The 17771-nt window shown below is 74.1% G+C and carries 17 protein-coding genes; 10 read left to right on the plus strand and 7 right to left on the minus strand.

Annotated elements, in window-relative coordinates; all coding sequences use genetic code 11:
• Window positions 1–17 precede the first annotated feature (17 nt).
• From ACIBJF_RS07325 to ACIBJF_RS07340, 4 genes are all read left to right on the plus strand, one after another.
• Window positions 18–1835: a gamma-glutamyltransferase family protein gene (locus ACIBJF_RS07325; protein ID WP_399172719.1), complete on the plus strand. Its 1818-nt coding sequence runs from the start codon at window positions 18–20 to the stop codon at window positions 1833–1835.
• Between the two features lie 92 nt (window positions 1836–1927).
• A complete protein-coding gene (locus ACIBJF_RS07330) occupies window positions 1928–2776 on the plus strand; it encodes an inositol monophosphatase family protein (protein ID WP_399172720.1) in 849 nt (282 codons plus the stop codon).
• Between the two features lie 125 nt (window positions 2777–2901).
• The gene (locus ACIBJF_RS07335) at window positions 2902–4320 is read left to right on the plus strand and encodes a phytoene desaturase family protein (RefSeq protein ID WP_399172721.1); all 1419 of its coding nucleotides are present in this window, start codon (window positions 2902–2904) and stop codon (window positions 4318–4320) included.
• On the plus strand, window positions 4317–4826 hold the full coding sequence (locus tag ACIBJF_RS07340; RefSeq protein ID WP_399172722.1) for an O-acetyl-ADP-ribose deacetylase: 510 nt from the start codon (window positions 4317–4319) through the stop codon (window positions 4824–4826). Before ACIBJF_RS07335 ends, ACIBJF_RS07340 begins: the two co-directional genes overlap by 4 nt.
• Window positions 4827–4841: 15 nt before the next feature.
• Here ACIBJF_RS07340 and ACIBJF_RS07345 read toward each other — a convergent pair whose 3' ends face one another.
• Window positions 4842–6692: an aminotransferase class I/II-fold pyridoxal phosphate-dependent enzyme gene (locus tag ACIBJF_RS07345; RefSeq protein WP_399172724.1), complete on the minus strand. Its 1851-nt coding sequence runs from the start codon at window positions 6690–6692 to the stop codon at window positions 4842–4844.
• Between the two features lie 17 nt (window positions 6693–6709).
• On the minus strand, window positions 6710–7411 hold the full coding sequence (locus ACIBJF_RS07350; protein ID WP_399172725.1) for a B3/4 domain-containing protein: 702 nt from the start codon (window positions 7409–7411) through the stop codon (window positions 6710–6712).
• 242 nt (window positions 7412–7653) lie between these two features.
• On the opposite strand from ACIBJF_RS07350, the gene ACIBJF_RS07355 reads away from it, so the two are divergent.
• From ACIBJF_RS07355 to ACIBJF_RS07370, 4 genes are all read left to right on the plus strand, one after another.
• Window positions 7654–8541 carry a methylenetetrahydrofolate reductase gene (locus tag ACIBJF_RS07355; protein ID WP_399172726.1) on the plus strand — a complete coding sequence of 296 codons (888 nt, stop codon included), beginning with the start codon at window positions 7654–7656 and terminating at the stop codon, window positions 8539–8541.
• A gap of 139 nt (window positions 8542–8680) precedes the next feature.
• Window positions 8681–10192 (plus strand): DNA-3-methyladenine glycosylase 2 family protein, encoded by a 1512-nt coding sequence (locus ACIBJF_RS07360; protein ID WP_399172727.1) that lies wholly within the window; start codon window positions 8681–8683, stop codon window positions 10190–10192.
• Window positions 10193–10203: 11 nt separating this feature from the next.
• On the plus strand, window positions 10204–10692 hold the full coding sequence (locus tag ACIBJF_RS07365; protein WP_399172728.1) for a methylated-DNA--[protein]-cysteine S-methyltransferase: 489 nt from the start codon (window positions 10204–10206) through the stop codon (window positions 10690–10692).
• A gap of 202 nt (window positions 10693–10894) precedes the next feature.
• Complete coding sequence (locus ACIBJF_RS07370; RefSeq protein ID WP_399172730.1) at window positions 10895–12325, plus strand: selenium-binding protein SBP56-related protein; 1431 nt, start codon at window positions 10895–10897, stop codon at window positions 12323–12325.
• Window positions 12326–12364: 39 nt separating this feature from the next.
• Here ACIBJF_RS07370 and ACIBJF_RS07375 read toward each other — a convergent pair whose 3' ends face one another.
• Window positions 12365–13102, minus strand: a complete 738-nt coding sequence (locus tag ACIBJF_RS07375; protein ID WP_399172731.1) for an SIR2 family NAD-dependent protein deacylase — start codon at window positions 13100–13102, stop codon at window positions 12365–12367.
• Between the two features lie 118 nt (window positions 13103–13220).
• Window positions 13221–13820 carry a TetR/AcrR family transcriptional regulator gene (locus ACIBJF_RS07380; RefSeq protein ID WP_399172732.1) on the minus strand — a complete coding sequence of 200 codons (600 nt, stop codon included), beginning with the start codon at window positions 13818–13820 and terminating at the stop codon, window positions 13221–13223.
• 149 nt (window positions 13821–13969) lie between these two features.
• Between ACIBJF_RS07380 and ACIBJF_RS07385 the strand changes: the two genes are divergently transcribed.
• Window positions 13970–14488, plus strand: a complete 519-nt coding sequence (locus ACIBJF_RS07385; RefSeq protein WP_399172733.1) for an ATP-binding protein — start codon at window positions 13970–13972, stop codon at window positions 14486–14488.
• A gap of 6 nt (window positions 14489–14494) precedes the next feature.
• Here the strand turns inward: ACIBJF_RS07385 and ACIBJF_RS07390 are convergent, their stop codons facing one another.
• From ACIBJF_RS07390 to ACIBJF_RS07400, 3 genes are read right to left on the minus strand one after another with little or no spacing between them, the layout of a single operon-like run.
• Complete coding sequence (locus ACIBJF_RS07390; protein WP_399172734.1) at window positions 14495–14827, minus strand: hypothetical protein; 333 nt, start codon at window positions 14825–14827, stop codon at window positions 14495–14497.
• Complete coding sequence (locus ACIBJF_RS07395) at window positions 14824–15318, minus strand: NUDIX domain-containing protein (RefSeq protein WP_399172735.1); 495 nt, start codon at window positions 15316–15318, stop codon at window positions 14824–14826. The genes ACIBJF_RS07390 and ACIBJF_RS07395 overlap by 4 nt, the downstream gene beginning before the upstream one ends.
• A 28-nt stretch (window positions 15319–15346) precedes the next feature.
• Window positions 15347–16432: an ADP-ribosylglycohydrolase family protein gene (locus tag ACIBJF_RS07400; protein WP_399172736.1), complete on the minus strand. Its 1086-nt coding sequence runs from the start codon at window positions 16430–16432 to the stop codon at window positions 15347–15349.
• Between the two features lie 183 nt (window positions 16433–16615).
• Here ACIBJF_RS07400 and ACIBJF_RS07405 point away from each other — a divergent pair, with 183 nt between their 5' ends.
• The gene (locus ACIBJF_RS07405) at window positions 16616–17734 is read left to right on the plus strand and encodes a glycerate kinase (RefSeq protein WP_399172757.1); all 1119 of its coding nucleotides are present in this window, start codon (window positions 16616–16618) and stop codon (window positions 17732–17734) included.
• Window positions 17735–17771: the final 37 nt, after the last annotated feature.

Genomic DNA, 17771 nt, shown 5'->3' on the forward strand with positions numbered 1-17771 from the left:
CCGAGGAGGCGTCTGTCGTGTTCACCACCCGGCCCACCCTGCAGGGCACCTTCGGCATGGTGTCCTCCACCCACTGGCTGGCCTCCCAGTCGGCGATGGCGGTCCTGGAGGACGGCGGCAACGCCTTCGACGCCGCCGTGGCCGGCGCTTTCGTGCTGCACGTGGTGGAGCCGCACCTGAACGGGCCGGCCGGCGAGGTGCCGATTCTGCTCGCCCCGGCGGGCGGTGAGGTGCGGGTGCTGTGCGGTCAGGGCGTCGCCCCGGCCGGCGCCACCGTCGCCCACTACCGGGGGCTCGGACTGGACCTCGTGCCCGGCACCGGGCCGCTCGCGGCCGCCGTGCCCGGCGCCTTCGACGCCTGGCTGCTCCTCCTGCGCGACCACGGCACGAAGTCCCTGGAGGACGTGCTGAAGTACGCCGTCGGATACGCCGAGCACGGGCACGCGCCCGTGGAGAACCTCGGCGCGACCGTGGAGACCGTGCGGGAGCTGTTCGAGACCGAGTGGACCTCGTCGGCCGAGGTGTACCTGCCCGGCGGCCGGGCGCCCCGGCCCGGTGAGCGGTTTCGCAACCCCGCTCTCGCCGATACCTGGAAGCGGCTGCTGGCCGAGACCGCCGGTGCCGGCGACCGGGAGGCCCGGATCGATGCCGCGCGCGAGGTGTGGCGCTCCGGGTTCATCGCCGAGGCGCTGGTGCGGCAGTCCCGGCGGCCCACCATGGACACCAGCGGCGCACGGCACACCGGCACGCTCACCGAGGCCGACCTCGCCGGCTGGTCGGCCACCTATGAGACACCGGTGACCTACGACTGGAACGGCTGGACCGTGTGCAAGGCGGGCCCCTGGAGCCAGGGCCCCGCCCTCCTGCAGCAGCTCGCCCTGCTCCCGCCCGAACTGCCCGCCTACGGCTCCGCCGAGTACGTCCACCTGCTGATCGAGGGCTGCAAGCTCGCCATGGCCGACCGCGAGGCCTGGTACGGGGACGCGGCCGAGGTGCCGGTCGCCGAGCTGCTGTCGGACGACTACAACGCCGCGCGGCGCGCCCTGGTCGGCGCCAAGGCCTCCTTCGAGCTGCGGCCCGGCAGTCCCGGCGGCCGCACCCCGCGGCTGCCGGCGCAGGCGTACGCGCGCGTGGAGAGCGGCGAGGACCGCGGCTTCGACCCGATGGGCGCCGGTGAGCCGACGGTCGCGGAGTTCCCCGGCGAGCCGCGGGTGGCCGCCGACGGCACGACCCGCGGCGACACCTGCCACCTGGACGTCGTCGACCGCTGGGGGAACATGATCGCCGCCACGCCCAGCGGCGGCTGGCTGCAGTCCAACCCGGTCGTGCCCGAGCTGGGCTTCCCGCTCGGCACGCGCCTGCAGATGACCTGGCTGGAGGAGGGCCTGCCGAACTCCCTCACCCCCGGCCGCCGCCCGCGCACCACCCTCACCCCGTCCCTCGCGCTGCGGGACGGCGCGCCGGTCCTGGCGTTCGGCACGCCCGGCGGCGACCAGCAGGACCAGTGGCAGCTGCACTTCTTCCTCGCCGCCGCCCTGCGCGCCCCGGTCCGCGGCGGCCTGGACCTCCAGGGCGCGATCGACGCCCCGAACTGGCACAACGACAGCTTCCCCAGCTCCTTCTACCCGCGCGGCCGCCGCCCCGGCAGCGTGACCGTGGAGTCCCGCACGGACGCCGAGGTGATCGAGGAACTGCGGCGGCGCGGCCACGACGTCACCGTCAGCCCCGCCTGGTCCGAGGGACGCCTGTGCGCGGTGGCCCGGCACCCGGAGTCCGGCGTGCTCTCGGCGGCGGCGAACCCGCGCGGGATGCAGGGGTACGCCGTCGGCCGCTGACTGATCGTCCGGCACCTGCTCTTCATCCCGATTCCACCCGCTGTGCACCGGGCGGGCGGGGATTGTCAGCGGGGCGTGGTCTCATGGAGGGCATGATCGAAGCAATGACGGAAACCATCGACGAGTTTCTCGCCCGCTGCTCGGCCGACGTGGAGGAAGCGGTCCGCAAGGCCGCCGCGGCCGAGATCCTGCCCCGCTTCCGCCGCCTCGCCGAGCACGAGGTGGACCAGAAGAGCGGCCCGCACGACCTGGTGACGGACGCCGACCGGCTCGCCGAACTGCGGCTCACCGCGGACCTCGGCGCCCTGCTGCCCGGCTCGGTCGTCGTCGGAGAGGAGGCGGTGCACGCCGACCCGGCGACCTACGCCGCGCTCCAGGGCGACGCCCCGGTCTGGATCGTCGACCCGGTCGACGGCACCCGCCAGTTCGTGCACGGCGACGACGGCTTCTGCACCCTGGTCGCCCTCGCCCACCGGGGCGTCGTCCTCGCCTCCTGGACCTACGCCGCGGCGCGCGACCAGCTCGCCACCGCGGTCCGCGGCCAGGGCGCCTTCCTCGACGGCGAGCGGCTGTTCGCGGGCCCGCCCGCGCCCGGCCGGGACCTCGTCGTCGCCACGTCCCACCCGGACTACACCACCGACGAGCAGAAGCGCGCGCTGCGCGCCCTGTGGACCGACGGCCTCGCCCCCCGCCCCTGCGGTTCGGCGGGCCTGGAGTATCTCGCCATAGCCCGGGGCGAGTTGGACGCCGTCGCGTTCTCCTGGGAGGCGGCCTGGGACCACGCGGCCGGGCTGCTCCTGGTCGAGGAGGCGGGCGGGACGCATCTCACCCGCGACGGCGAGCCGTTCCGCGTGACCGGCGGCAACGCCCTGCCCTTCACCGCGGCCCGGGACAGCGCGACCGCCCGCCGGGTGGCCGATCTGCTGCGCACGGTGGCCTGAATCCGAGGGGCGGCGTCCCGCCGGGCCCCGTCCGCCGGTCCACCGGGCCACCCGGCCCGGGGGAATGTCGGTCCCCCGGCATATCCTGAGCCCGAGTGGCCATCGGCTGACGAAGGGGTCCGAAGGTGCCGTCGATGCTCGATGCGGTCGTGGTGGGTGCGGGACCGAACGGACTGACCGCTGCCGTGGAGCTGGCCCGCCGTGGCTTCTCCGTCGCGCTGTTCGAGGCGAAGTCCACCGTGGGCGGCGGCGCCCGCACCGAGGAACTGACCCTGCCCGGGTTCCGGCACGACCCGTGCTCGGCCGCCCACCCCCTCGGCGTCAACTCACCGGCGTTCCGCGCCATGCCCCTCGACCGCTACGGCCTTCAGTGGCTGCACTCCGAGCTGCCGATGGCGCATCCCTTCCTCGACGGCACCGCGGCCGTGTTGTCCCGCTCGGTGGCCGAGACGGCCGCCTCCTTCGGACCACGGGACGCGGGCGCATACCGCAGACTGGTCGAGCCGTTCCTCGCCCACTGGGACACCCTCGTCGAGGACTTCATGTCCCTGCCGCTGACCGCGCTCCCGCGCGATCCCGTCACCCTGGCCCGCTTCGGCCTGGCCGGGCTGCCGCCGTCCACCTGGCTGCTGCGCCGCTTCAAGGACGAGCGGGCCAAGGCCCTGTTCGCCGGCCTGGTCGCCCATGTGATCGCGCCGCTCGGCGGCCTGGCCACCGGCGCCATCGGTCTCGTCTTCGCCCTGGCCGCCCACGCCCGCGGCTGGCCGGTGCCGCGCGGCGGCTCCCAGGCCATCTCCGACGCCCTCGCCTCCTACCTGAAGGACCTCGGCGGCGCCGTGCACACCGACTACGAGATCAAGCGCCTGGACGACCTGCCCCCCGCGCGGGCGTACGTCTTCGACACCTCGCCCACCGCGCTGGCCCGCATCGCCGGCTTCGGCGACCACTACGCGCACTACCGCTACGGCCCCAGCGTCTTCAAGATCGACTACGCGCTGGACGGCCCCGTGCCCTGGACCGCGCCCGAGGCCCGCTCCGCCACGACCGTGCAGATCGGCGCGAGCAAGGACGAGATCTCCACCGCCCTGCGCGCCGCCTCCCGCGAGGACCGCGCCCCCGGCCGGCCGTTCCTGATCACCGTGCAACCCAGCATCGTGGACCCGGCCCGCGCCCCCGAGGGCAAGCAGGTCTTCTGGGCGTACGGCCATGTCCCGAACGGCTGGTCCGGCGACCTCACCGACGCCATGGAACGCCAACTGGAGCGCTTCGCCCCCGGTTTCCGCGACCGCGTCCTCGCCCGCGCCGTCGCCGGCCCCGCCGAGCTCGCCGCCCACAACGCCAACTACGTCGGCGGTGACATCGCCTGCGGCGCGGCGTCCGGACTCCAGCTGCTGCTGCGCCCCAGACTGTCCCTGTTCCCGTACCACACCCCTCATCCGGCCGTCTTCATCTGCTCCTCGGCCACCCCGCCGGGACCCGGCGTGCACGGCATGTCGGGGCACAACGCGGCCAAGGCCGTATGGCGAAGACTGAGGCAGGCATGACCACCATCACCCTCGTCCTGGGCGACATCACCCGGCAGAGCGCCGACGCGATCGTCAACGCGGCCAACTCCTCCCTCCTCGGCGGCGGAGGGGTCGACGGCGCGATCCACCGGCGCGGCGGCCCCGCCATCCTCGAGGAGTGCCGCGCCCTGCGCGCCTCCCGGTACGGCAAGGGCCTGCCCACCGGGCGGGCGGTCGCCACGACGGCGGGTGAACTCGACGCCCGCTGGGTCATCCACACGGTCGGCCCGGTCTACAGCCAGAGCGAGGACCGCTCCGACCTGCTCGCCTCCTGCTACCGCGAGTCCCTGAAGACAGCCGACGAACTCGGCGCCCGCACGGTCGCGTTCCCGGCCGTCTCCACGGGCGTGTACCGGTGGCCGATGGAAGACGCGGCACGGATCGCCGTGGAGACCGTGCGGAACACGCCGACGGCCGTCGAGGAGGTGCGCTTCGTCCTCTTCGACGAGCCGGCGTACGAGGCGTTCGCCCACCAAGTCGGCTGATCCGCGCCGCGGTTGTCAGGACAGCTCGCGCAGGGTCCTGCCGAGCAGCGCCACGCCCTCGGCGACGACTCCCGGCGCGGTGGCCGCGTAGCCGAGGACGAGGCCGGGCGGGCCGGGCAACTGCCGGTGCCAGGACAGGGGCTGGCACTTCACACCCCGGGCCAGCGCGGCGGCGGCGAGCTCGGTGTCGGGTACGTCCGCGGTGTAGGTGACCGTCAGATGCAGGCCCGCCGCGGCGCCGTGCACGGTCCCGCCGGGCAGATGTTCGGCGAGCGCGGCGATCATCGCGTCGCGGCGATCGCGGTGCCGTCGCCGCAACAGCCGCAGATGCCGCTCCAGCCCACCGGACTCCATCAGCCCGGCGAGCACCAGCTGCGGCAGCACCGCGTTGCCCAGATCGTTGAACCGCTTGGCGTCGACCAGGCCGGTGCGATACCGGGGCGGGGCCACCAGCCAGCCGATGCGCAGCGCCGGAGCGAGCAGCTTCGACACGCTGCCCATGTAGCACACCCGGTCGGCCAGCAGCGCCCGCAGCGCGGGGACCGGCGGCCGGTCGTAGCGGTGCTCCGCGTCGTAGTCGTCCTCCAGGATCAGCCCGCCGTCCCGTGCCCAGCCCAGCAGCTCACGCCGGCGCTCGCCGCTGGTCACCACGCCGGTCGGGAACTGGTGGGCCGGCGTGAGCAGCACCGCGCGGGCGCCGGTCGCGTGCAACGCGTCCACCCGCACCCCGTCCCCGTCGACCGGCACCGGCGGGGTGTCGAGGCCCCCGTTGCGCAGGTGCTGGCGGCCGCCGAGCGAACCGGGGTCCTCCACCGCGACGGCGTCGATGCCGTCCGCCCGCAACACCTGGTGCAGCAGCGTGAGCGCCTGGGCGGTGCCGGCCACGATCAGCACCTCGTCCGGCTCCACCCGTACGCCCCGCATCCGCGCGAGCCATTCGGCGACGGCCCGCCGCAGCGCGGGAGCGCCACGGGGGTCGCCGTAGCCGAAGTGCTCGGCGGACAGTTCCGCGAGCACGGCACGCTCGGCACGCAGCCAGGCGGTACGCGGAAAGGCGGCGAGATCCGGCCGCCCGGGAGTGAGATCGACGACGGCCGGCGCCTCCCGCAACGCGTCGAAGACGTCGGCACCGGGGGCTCGGAAGAACGGCGTCGCGGGTGCGGTGGGGACTGTGGGGCGATCGGAGCTTCTGGGGCAGGTGCGACTGGTGGGCGGCTGCGGGGGTCGCGGTGCGCGAGGCGGCGGCGACGGGCACCGCGCGCTGGAGGGCGGCGTCGCGGCGCGGGCGCGACAGGACGGTGTGCCGGGTGCGGTGGGGGGCGCTGCCGATGGACCGGATGGCACGGTCCGGGACGCGTGTGGCGGGCCGGGCGACTCGGTGCCGGATGCCCCTGGCCACACGGCGCCGGTCATGCCGGTGCCCTGGGTTCCGGGCGTGTCGGCGGGCAAGGTCGCTGATGCCCCGGGGAGAGGCCGGCCGAGCGCCGCACCCGCAGGGGCCGTACGCGCCTCCTCGCGTCCCGGAGACCCGTCGCCGCGGACGCCAGGAACGAACGGGGCCGCCACCACCACCGTCCCCCCGCGGCGGCGGCCCTCCAGGTGGCCGTCCTCGGCGAGCCGGCGGTAGGCCTCGGTGATCACCCCTCGGGAGACCCGGAGTTCGGTAGCCAGCACCCGGGTGGGCGGCAGCCTGCTGCCCACCGCCAGACGGCCGTCCGCTATCGCCTGCCGCAGCCGTCCGGCCAGCCACTCGGCCTTCCCGCCGGCCGGCACGTCACCGGCCGCCAGCTGCAGAAAGTCCGAGCCGCGGCCCGGGAGTTCGCCCGCGCCCGCCTGCACCCCTCGCCCCTCGTCCACCGTGCTCATGCTGTCACGCGCCCGCTTCAGCCGCCGAAGACGAAGTCCGGCGCGGCCCGGGTGAGTACGGCCGTCTGCGTCCCGATCCCCCAGTGTGCCGCGACCTCCGCCTCGACCGTCTTCAGCAGCTCGGGCACGGTCTGCGCGCCGCCGTCGTGCATGGCCTCCGCCACCACCAGCACCCGGCGGGTGTGCTCGCCGACCGCCGAGTGGCCGCTCTGCCGGTGGGTCCAGCGCCGGGCGTGCGCGCGGCCCGCGGAGTCGACGAAGGTCACCTCGCCGGGCGCGGGACGCTCGACGCCCCCGCCGAACGCCGTGTACGTCTCGTCGCCGCCGGCCGGCCGCACCTCCAGCAGCGGCCCGGTGATCCGGTCGGCGTCGAGGACCGCCACCGGGACCGCGTACGCCACCGACAGCGCGTTGCACAGGTCGACCAGCGGATGGATGCGCGGCAGCGTCCCCTCCTTCCGCAGCCGCCGCAGCAGCGACTCCGAGGCGCACCGGTACTGCGTCGGCTTCAGCCCCGTCCGGCTGAACGTCCGCCGCCACGCCAGCACTTCGGGGAACTCTCCCTCGGTGGCGCCGGCCAGCCGGGCCAGGGCGCGGGCGGTGTACTCGGCGGCGCGCGGCCCGGTGTCCACACCGGCGCCGACGCCGTCGGCGTACAGCGCGCCGGAGGCCAGTTCGGGAAACGCGGCCCAGACGGTGTCCGCGTGCCGGAATCGCATGGTCAAGGACCTCCTCGGGGTTCGGGAGCACCACCTTGCCGGGGGCGTGGTCCGGTCACCAGAGCCAAAGCCGGTACGTGTCACCGGTCCATAACCCGCCTGCGGGCTCGGCGCCCCATGCCGGGCCACGCGGCTGGCGGGCGACCGCACGGTCTCCCCGGGGGGTGGCCCCGGGCCGAGGCCCCCGCACCCCGCGTGACATCATCGGCCGGGGTCCCGAACGCCGTCGTACGAGGAGCACGATGAACCCCGCTCTCACCGCCACCCCGGCGGTCGGTGCCGCGCTGCTGGACGACTTCTCGCTGGAGATGACCGGCAAGGACGTGCCCCGGCTGGAGGAGGCGCGGGGCAGCATCCCGCAGGGCGCCCGGATCAACATCACCTTCCTCGCCGGCGAGGACCTCGGCATGCGTCTGGCGGCCGCCCGCGCCGTCAAACGGCTCGGTTTCGTCCCCGTGCCCCACATCTCGGCACGCCGCCTGCCCTCCCAGGCCGCCCTGGAGGAGTTCCTGTCCGGGCTGGCCGAGGACGGCACCGCCGAGAACGTCTTCGTCGTCGGCGGCGACCCCGCCCGCCCCGAGGGCCCCTACCCGGACGCCCTCTCCGTCCTGCGCACCGGTCTGCTCCAGCGCCACGGCGTCCGGCACGTCGGCATCTGCGGCTACCCGGAGGGCCACCCCGCGATAGCCGACGGCACGCTGTGGTCCGCGCTCACCGACAAGGCGGCGGCCATCGGGGCGCACCGGTTCGGCGGCGACGTCATCACCCAGTTCGGCTTCGACGTCGACCCCGTCCTCGGCTGGCTGGAGGCCGCCCGCGCCCGGGGCGTCCAGCTGCCCGTCCGCATCGGCGTGCCCGGACCGGCGGGCGTACGCCGCCTGCTCGGCTACGCCACCCGGTTCGGCGTCGCGACCAGCGCCTCCGTCGCCCGCAAGTACGGCTTCTCGCTGACCAACCTCATGGGTACGACCGGCCCGGACCGCTTCCTGCGCGCGCTCGCGCACCGCTACGACCCCGAGCGGCACGGCGCGGTCAAGGTGCACTTCTACACGTTCGGCGGGCTGCGCCACACCGCCGAGTGGATCGCCGGGTTCCGGCAGGCCGCGGGCCTCAGGACACCCGCGCCGTGAGGCTGGCGCGGCCCGGTCCGGCCGCCCACGTCCTCACGCCCCGCCCCCGCCCACCCGGATCGGCACCCCACCAGGCCCGGGAACGCTGCTGTCGGATTTCCGCCAGCGTTCGCCGCACTGGGTGGCCGATGCTGGACGCATGCAGACAGCCACGCACCTCGACCGGGAGCACTGCGTACGCGCCGTGCAGTCCAAGGACGCGCGGTTCGACGGGTGGTTCTTCACGGCCGTCCTGACCACCCGGATCTACTGCCGCCCCAGCTGTCCCGTCGTCCCGCCCAAGCCGGAGAACATGACGTTCTACCCGAGCGCGGCCGCCTGCCAGCAGGCCGGGTTCCGGGCCTGCAAGCGCTGCCGACCGGACACCAGCCCCGGCTCACCGGAGTGGAACCAGCGTGCCGACCTGGTGGCCCGCGCCATGCGGCTCATCGCCGACGGCGTCGTGGACCGCGAGGGCGTGCCCGGACTCGCCGACCGGCTCGGCTACAGCACCCGCCAGGTGGAGCGGCAGCTGCTCGCCGAGCTGGGCGCGGGTCCCCTCGCGCTCGCCCGCGCCCAGCGCGCCCAGACCGCGCGGCTGCTCATCGAGACCACCCCGCTGCCCATGGCGGAGATCGCCTTCGCGGCCGGCTTCGCCTCCATCCGCACCTTCAACGACACCGTCCGCGAGGTCTTCGCCCTGTCCCCGAGCGAGCTGCGCGCCCGCGCGCCGAAGGCCGGGGCCGGCACCCCGGGCGGGATCGGCCTGCGGCTGCCATTCCGCGCCCCGCTCAACCCCTCCAACCTCTTCGGCCACCTCGCCGCCACCGCCGTACCCGGCGTCGAGGAGTGGCTCCCCCACTCCCCGGACGGCGTGGGAGGTACCCCCACCGGCGCGTACCGGCGCACCCTGCGCCTGCCGTACGGCCACGGGATCGTCTCCCTCACCCCCCGCCCCGACCACATCGCCTGCCGCCTCACCCTCAGCGACCTGCGTGACCTGCCCGTGGCGATCAGCCGGTGCCGCCGCATGCTCGACCTGGACGCCGATCCCGTCGCCGTCGACGACCGGCTGCGCACCGACCCGCTGCTCGCGCCCCTGGTCGACAAGGCGCCCGGCCGCCGGGTGCCGCGCACGGTCGACGAGGCCGAGTTCGCCGTCCGCGCCGTCCTCGGCCAGCAGGTCTCCACGGCCGCCGCCCGCACCCACGCGGCCCGCCTGGTCACCGCGCACGGCAAACCCCTCGACGACCCCGAGGGCGGCCTCACGCACCTCTTCCCTTCCCCCGAGGCCCTCGCCGACGTCGACCCCGAGACCCTGGCGATGCCCCGCACCCGGCGCACCACCTTCACCACCCTGGTCCGCGAACTCGCCGACGGCTCCCTTCACCTGGGCGCGGAGTCCGACTGGGCCGAGACCCGCGCCCGGCTTCTGGCGCTGCCCGGATTCGGGCCGTGGACGGTCGACGTCATCGCCATGCGCGCCCTCGGCGACCCCGACGCCTTCCTCCCCACCGACCTCGGCATCCGGCGCGCGGCACAGGAGCTGGGCCTGCCCTCCACCCCGGCCGCGCTCTCCGCCCGCGCGGAGGCATGGCGGCCCTGGCGGGCGTACGCCGTGCAGTACCTGTGGGCGACCGACGGCCACCCGATCAACTTCCTGCCCGTGTAAGAAGGTTCCCCATGTCCCACACCGTGATCGACAGCCTGTACGGCCCGCTCACCCTGGTCGCCGACGCCGACGGCACCCTGTGCGGCCTCTACATGACCGGCCAGCGGCACCGCCCGCCCGAGGAGAACTTCGGCCCGCGCGAGGACGACCTGCCCTGCTTCGCCGCGGCGAAGGAGCAGCTGTCGGCCTACTTCGCGGGCGAGTTGAAGCGGTTCACCCTCGAACTCGCCCTGCGCGGGACCCCCTTCCAGCGCGGCGTGTGGCAAGAGCTCACGCGCATTCCCTACGGCGAGACCCGCACCTACGGCCAACTCGCCGACTCCCTCGGCAAGCCCCAGGCCTCCCGCGCGGTCGGCCTCGCCAACGGCAAGAACCCCGTCGGTATCATCGTCCCCTGCCACCGCGTCATCGGCTCCGACGGCAGCCTCACCGGCTACGGCGGCGGCCTGGACCGCAAACGGCGCCTGCTGGACTTCGAGCGAGCCGGCGCCCTCTTCTGAACCGCCGGGACCGGGCACGGGCATGTTCGGCAACGGAACGTCCATGGGGCTCGCGCTGCCGCGTTGGCAGTGCTTCGGGGCTGTGAAACGCTGGCCGTATGGCATGTATGTCCGGCATCTGCACATCGATCTGCAACGGATGAGGCCGACTGCCTCCCGGGAGCCCTCCGGTTCCGGCCCCCGTTCGGGACAAGGAACAGCCATGACGACGACCGACCACGCCCACCACGGTGGCGACCACGGTGACCCCACCTTGTACCGCACTCCGGCGGACGCCGTCGCCGCACCCCCGGAGAAGCTCGCCTATGTCGTCGGTTTCGACCCGGCCGCGCAGCGCGCGGACGCGTTGTTCACCGTCGTCACCGACCCCGAATCCGCTGCCTACGGCCGTGTGACCGCCCAGGCCGAGCTGCCCGGCCCCGGCAACGAACTGCACCACTTCGGCTGGAACGCCTGCTCGAGCGCGCTGGCGCACGCCGGTCATCAGCACGCCGCGCGGCGCTACCTCGTCGTCCCGGGACTGCGCTCCTCCCGGCTGCACGTCTTCGACACCGGTCCCGATCCCGCCCGCCCCCGCCTGGCCAAGGTGGTCGAGCCGGAAGAGCTGGCCGCCAAGGCAGGGTATTCGCGTCCCCACACACTCCACTGCGGTCCCGACGGGGTGTTCCTTTCCTGCCTGGGCGGCGCGGACGGTGCGGACGGGCCCGGCGGCGTCGCGCTGCTGGACCACGAGAGCTTCGACGTGCTGCGCGCCTGGGAGAGCGACCGCGGACCGCAGTGGTTCGCCTACGACGTCTGGTGGCATCTGCGCCAGAACATCGCCGTGACCAGCGAGTGGGGGACCCCGTCGATGGTCGAGGACGGACTCGTGCCCGAGTTGCTGCTGGGTCGCCGGTACGGCCACTCACTGCACTTCTGGGAGCTGGACTCCGGCCGGCACCGGCAAGTCGTCGATCTCGGGGACGAGAACCAGATGGTGCTGGAACTGCGCCCCGCGCACGACCCCGAGGCCACGTGGGGGTTCGTGAACACCGTGGTCGACGTGGAGGACCTCTCGGCGTCCGTGTGGTTGTGGAACCGGGAGGGCGAGGACTACGTGGTCCGCAAGGTGATCACCCTCCCCGCCGAGTCCGCTCCGGCGGAGGACCTGCCCCCCGCGCTGCGGCCGTTCGGTGCCGTGCCCCCGTTCATCACCGACATCGACCTGTCGGTGGACGACCGCTGGCTGTACGTGTCCGCGTGGGGAACCGGTGACCTGGTCCAGTACGACGTGAGCGACCCGTCCCATCCGAGGCGGACCGCGTCCGTGCGTCTGGGCGGCGTCGTCGGCCGAGTGCCGCATCCCGCCGAACCGGACGTTCCGCTCACCGGTGGAGCGCAGATGGTCGAGCTCAGCCGCGACGGACGGCGCGCGTACGTGACCAACTCCCTGTACTCCGTCTGGGACGCGCAGCTTTATCCGGCGGGCATCGACCCGTGGATGGTCAAGCTCGACGCCGACACCACCCACGGCGGCCTCTCCGTCGACAGCCGCTTCTTCCCGCACGGTCCGGACTTCCTCGGCTTGCGCGTGCACCAGACGCGGCTGCAGGGCGGCGACGCGTCCTCGGATTCGTACTGCTACCGCAGCTGACCGCTCACGCTCGGACTCCCTCGCGCGGCGAACGGGACCCTACGTACCGCTCTCGGCCCGGATACGACCCAGCAGCGCGGGCAGTGCGGTGCCGATCGGCTCGCGTACGACCTCGTCGGCGATGTCGTCGTACGGCGTCGGCTCGGCGTTGACGATGATCAGGCGGGCGCCGTGGTCGGCGGCGACGCCGACGAGGCCGGCGGCGGGCTGCACCTGCAGGCTGCTGCCGACGGCGACGAACAGGGTGCACGCCTTGCTGATGGACACCGCCTGGCCGAGGACGACCGGGTCCAGCCGCTCGCCGAACATCACGGTCGCCGACTTCAGGATGCCGCCGCACTCCAGGCAGGCCGGGTCCTCCTCGCCGGCCTCGACCCGGGCGAGGGCGTCCTCCATCGGTCCGCGGGCGTGGCACCGGGTGCATACGACACCGCGTGCGCTGCCGTGCAGTTCGAGCACCTTGCGGGCGGGCATGCCGGCGAGCTGGTGCAGTCCGTCCACGTTCTGGGTGATGACCCGCACCGGGATGCCGGACTTCTCCAGCTCGGCGACGGCCCGGTGCGCGGCGTTCGGCTCGGCCTTGAGCGTCCGGTTCTTCCGCCGCATCTGCCAGGACCGCCGCCGGATCTCCGGGTCCGCCATGTAGTACTCGTAGGTGACGAGCTTCTCGGCCTCCGGATCCCGCCGCCACAGCCCGTTCGGCCCGCGGTAGTCCGGGATCCCGGAGTCGGTGGATATGCCTGCGCCACTGAGCAGGGCGAGGAGGGGCTTGTCCATGGGCCGAGAGTAGGACGCCGGTCCCATCGGGGCGAGCGGATATCGGAGCCGGGTCCCCTGTCCTCGGCCGTGGTGCGGTGAGGCGCCGGCCGGCAGCGCAGCGGCTGCTGACCGAGCGTCACGCCTGGGGCCCCCACCCGGGTTCCAGGATGTCGAGGAGAACGTGGAAGGCCTTGTCGGCCCGGTCCCAGTGGCCGTTCGCCAGCGGGGCGATCACGAGGCCGAAGGCGGCGTCGGCCAGCAGGGCGGCCTGGGTGCGGGCCCGCTCCTGGTCCATGCCGAGGTCGCGGAAGACGCCGGTGAGCAGGTCCGTCCACTCGGTGACGATGTCGTGCAGGACGGGCCCGTACCGGTCCGGGTGGAGCACGCTGGCGCTCATGACCTCGAGATAGAGGGGGAGCGAGGCACGTACGTCGGGGTTGCCGAACTGGCGCCACAGCTCCTCCAAGAAGCGGCGCAGGCCCGCCGCGTCCGTTGGTGAGCCGAAGGCCTCCAGCAGCTCGCGGGCGCGCAGGAGAGGCCGGCGCTCGTAGCCGGCGAGGGCCTCGGCGACCATGCGTTCCTTGGAGCCGAAGTAGTACAGGAGCATGCGGTCGCTGGTGCCCAGCGCACGGGCCAGGGGCCGCAGGGAGAGGTCCGTCAGCCCGTTGCGGAGGACGTATGCGCGGACCCGGCCGAGCAGGTCACGTCGTTTGTCCGGGTCGGGCGGCCGGGGCATGGGGGGCTCCTGTGTGCGGTGAGGAAGCTCGGGGCTATATGTCCCGATAAATACCTTTTGGCAATCTCTTTACCGTAGCACCCGCTACGTATATATTTGAGGTGTAGCGACTGCTACATGTACGGCCTCGTTCAGAAGGACTGATTCCTATGGCCACCCACGCCGCCCTCTCCTGGGCCACCCGGCAGTGGGCCCTGTGGTCTCGTGCGCTCGCACCGCTGCGACCGCTGGACGCGCCCCGCGGCCGGGCCACCGTCTGGGATGCCTCCTGGCCCCTGCCCCGGGATCTGACCTCGGCGGGCCAGGCCCGGCGGCTGGTGACCGCCCAGCTGAGCGACTGGGCCCTGGCCGACCTGGCCGACACCGCCGAGCTCCTGGTCAGCGAGGTGGTCACCAACGCCCTGCGCCACACCCGTGGGCCGCTCAGGCTCAACCTGCGGGTGCGCGACTCCCGGCTGACGTGCGAGGTGGAGGACACCGAGTCCGCCGGCCCCCTGCGCAGCGTCGTCGACACCGACGCGGAAGGCGGGCGGGGAACGGAACTCCTCGACCTGCTCGCCAATGCCTGGGGCAGCACGGAGACGGCCACGGGCAAGACCATCTGGTTCGAACTGCGGTCCGAGCACCAGACCGTGGAAAGCGCCGAGACCGCCTTGGCGATGGCCTGAGCGCGGTCAGCCCAGACACGCCCAGCGCGCCGCCGCCACAGCGGCCAGTGCCGCCGCCGGAGCCGCCCAGCCCCAGCCCAGCACCCGCCGGCCGAGCAGCCGCACCCCGACCGCGGCCGCCGCGGCGAGCAGGCTGAGCAGGCAGGACAGGACGACGGCGGCGTAGGCGTCGTCGTCCCAGGGCCCGGACGGGCGGGTCACCAGCGCCGCCCAGCAGAAGAAACCGGTGACCAGGGTCAGCAGCGCCACGGGCACGGCGAGGACCAGGCGCAGGCAGCCCCGGTCGTCGTCGGCGGATCCGGCAGCGGCGGCGGGAGGGGTGGGATTCGGGCCGGTCATGCCACGCGGTGGCCGTTCTCCAGTTCCGCGGTGCCGGAGCCGTCCGCGAGGACGTCCAGGGCGGTCAGGACGCGGCGGCCCAGGGCGCCGGGGAGGTGGTCGGTGATCTCCTCGCGCGGGACCAGGCGCCAGGACAGCAGCTCCTCCTCCTGGAGGCGGATCGCCTTCAGTTCGGCCTCCGTGAGGACACCGCCGTCGTACAGGTACGCCACCAGCGGGGGCCGGCCCACGCCGTGCACCCAGTCCACGGCCAGCAGCCGGCCCGGCTCCCGGTCGAGGCCGATCTCCTCCAGCGTTTCCCGGCGTGCGCCCTGGCGTGGCGTCTCCCCGTCGTCCGACTCGATCGTGCCACCCGGAAGCGCCCAGCCCTCGCGGTAGTTGGGCTCGACCAGCAGTACGCGCCCCTCGGCGTCCCGGAAGAGCGCGGCGGCGCCGGCGAGGACGCGGGGCAGGCTCGCGATGTACGTGGCGAAGTCAGGAGTCGTGGTCATTGGGGAAGGGTAACCAGGCGCGGGGCGGCTACGGGCCGGCCGTCGCCAGGCGCAGGGTGCGTTCCGCCAGCGCACTGATCCGTACGCCGTCGAAGCCGAACACGGCGCTCCGTACCGTGTCCCGCAGCGGGTCCTTCCACTGGGCCGGGATCGCCGCCGCGCCCGTGAGCACCCCGGCCACCGAGCCGGCCGTCGCCCCGTTGGAGTCGGTGTCCAGTCCGCCGCGCACGGTCAGGGCGATGGTCCGGGTGAAGTCGCCGTCGCCGTAGAGCAGCCCGGCGGTGAGGACGGCGGCGTTCGGGACGGTGTGGATCCAGCCGAGCCCGGCGGTCTCCGCGGCCAGCGTGGCCAGGGTCTCCTCCCAGGGCAGCCGCGTCTCGTGCAGGGTCATGACCCGCCGTACGGTACGGGCGAGCCTGCTGCTCGCGGGGATCACGGCGAGCGCCGTGTCCAATGCGTCCCGCACGGTGGGGGCGGTGAAGGCGGCCGCGATCAGCGCGGCCGCCCACATGGCGCCGTACACCCCGTTGCCGGTGTGCGACAGCACCGCGTCCCGGCGGGCCAGACCGGCGGCGCCGGCCGGGTCCCCGGGACTGGTCCAGCCGTAGACGTCGGCGCGGATCAGCGCGCCGATCCACTCCTGGTACGGGTTGTCGTACGTCGCCGTCAGCGGTGGCTTCAGCCCGTTGGCGAGATTGCGGTACGCCGCCCGTTCCGCGGTGAAGGTCTGCAGATACGGCAGCCGCAGCAGCCACAGGTCGCCGACCTGCTCGGTGCTGAAGCCGAAGCCGTACGTCTCCAGCAGGTGCAGGCCGAGGATCGCGTAGTCGACGTCGTCGTCGCGCACACTGCCGTGGATCCGGCCGCGCACGCACTCGCGCCACTCCGGGCGCAGTACGGCGGTCTGGTCCGGGTCGGCGGGCTCGGGCAGGTAGTCGGTGAGCGGCAGCGCCTCGGCCTTGCGCAGATAGCGGTCGATGAGCTCGCGGGTCCACACCTCGCCCTGCTCCACCGGCTTGCCGAGCATGTTGCCCGCGATCCGGCCGAGCCAGCCGCCGTGGATGCGGTCGGCGAGGGCGGGGAGGTCGGCGGGCTGCGGGCGCTGGCGGGTCATGGCTGGGGTCTACCCGTTTTGCCCAGGGTCTTCCCAGCCGGTTCCCAGCCTTCGGTCGGGGCATGACGACGGGGGTGTCCTCCGGTTAAGGTCGCAGCGGCGCGACTGGCCCTGACGTGCGCGGGGCCCGGAGAGCAAGGGGAAAGCAAGGTGGCGGACGCTGCAGTGAACGAGACCCGTCGGGTGCTCATCGCCGCGGACAAGTTCAAGGGCTCGCTGACGGCCGTGCAGGTCGCCGAGCGGGTGACGGCCGGGCTGCGCCGGGTCGTGCCGAACCTGACGGTCGAGGCGCTGCCCGTGGCCGACGGCGGCGACGGGACCGTGGACGCGGCGGTCGCGGCCGGTTTCGAGCGCCGCGAGGTACGGGTCGCCGGGCCGCTCGGCGAGGAGGTGACCGCCGCGTTCGCGCTGCGCGGCCGGACCGCGGTCGTGGAGATGGCGGAGGCGAGCGGTCTCCAGCGCCTCCCCGCCGGGGTCTTCGCGCCCCTGACGGCCTCCACGTACGGATCCGGGGAGCTGCTGCGGGCCGCGCTCGACGCGGGCGCCCGGACGATCGTGTTCGGCGTCGGCGGCAGCGCCACGACCGACGGCGGCGCCGGGATGCTGTCCGCGCTGGGCACGCGCTTCCTGAACGAGGGCGGCGAGCCGGTGTCGCCGGGCGGCGGCGGGCTGGCGGACCTCGCCCGCGCCGACCTGTCCGGCCTGGACCCGCGCCTGTCCTCGGTGGAGCTCGTGCTGGCCAGCGACGTCGACAATCCGCTGACCGGGCCGAAGGGCGCGCCGGCGGTGTACGGCCCGCAGAAGGGCGCCTCGCCGGACGACGTGGAGGCCCTGGACGCGGCCCTCGCCCACTTCGCCAAGGTGCTGGAGGCCGAGGCCGGGCCGCGCGCGGCGGAGTACGCGGCGTCGCCCGGCGCGGGTGCGGCGGGCGGCATCGGCTACGGCGCGCTGCTGCTCGGGGCCCGCTTCCGGCCCGGTATCGAGATCATGCTGGACGTCCTGGGCTTCGCGCCCGCGCTGGAGCGGGCCTCGCTGGTGATCACCGGTGAGGGCTCGCTGGACGAGCAGACGCTGCACGGGAAGGCGCCCGCGGGGGTCGCCGCCGCCGCGCGGGCCGCGGGCAAGGAGGTGGTCGCGGTGTGCGGCCGGCTCGCCCTGCCCACGGAGGCGCTGGAGCGGGCCGGGATCCGGCAGGCGTACCCGCTCACCTCGGTCGAGCCGGACGTGGCCCGGTGCATCGCGGAGGCCGGGCCGATCCTGGAGGGCGTGGCGGAACGGATCGCCCGGGACCGGCTGGTCTGAGTCGGCGGGACGCCTGACGGGCCTGGCGGCCCGTCAG

The organism is Streptomyces sp. NPDC050743 (assembly GCF_044456925.1).
Taxonomy (GTDB): domain Bacteria; phylum Actinomycetota; class Actinomycetes; order Streptomycetales; family Streptomycetaceae; genus Streptomyces.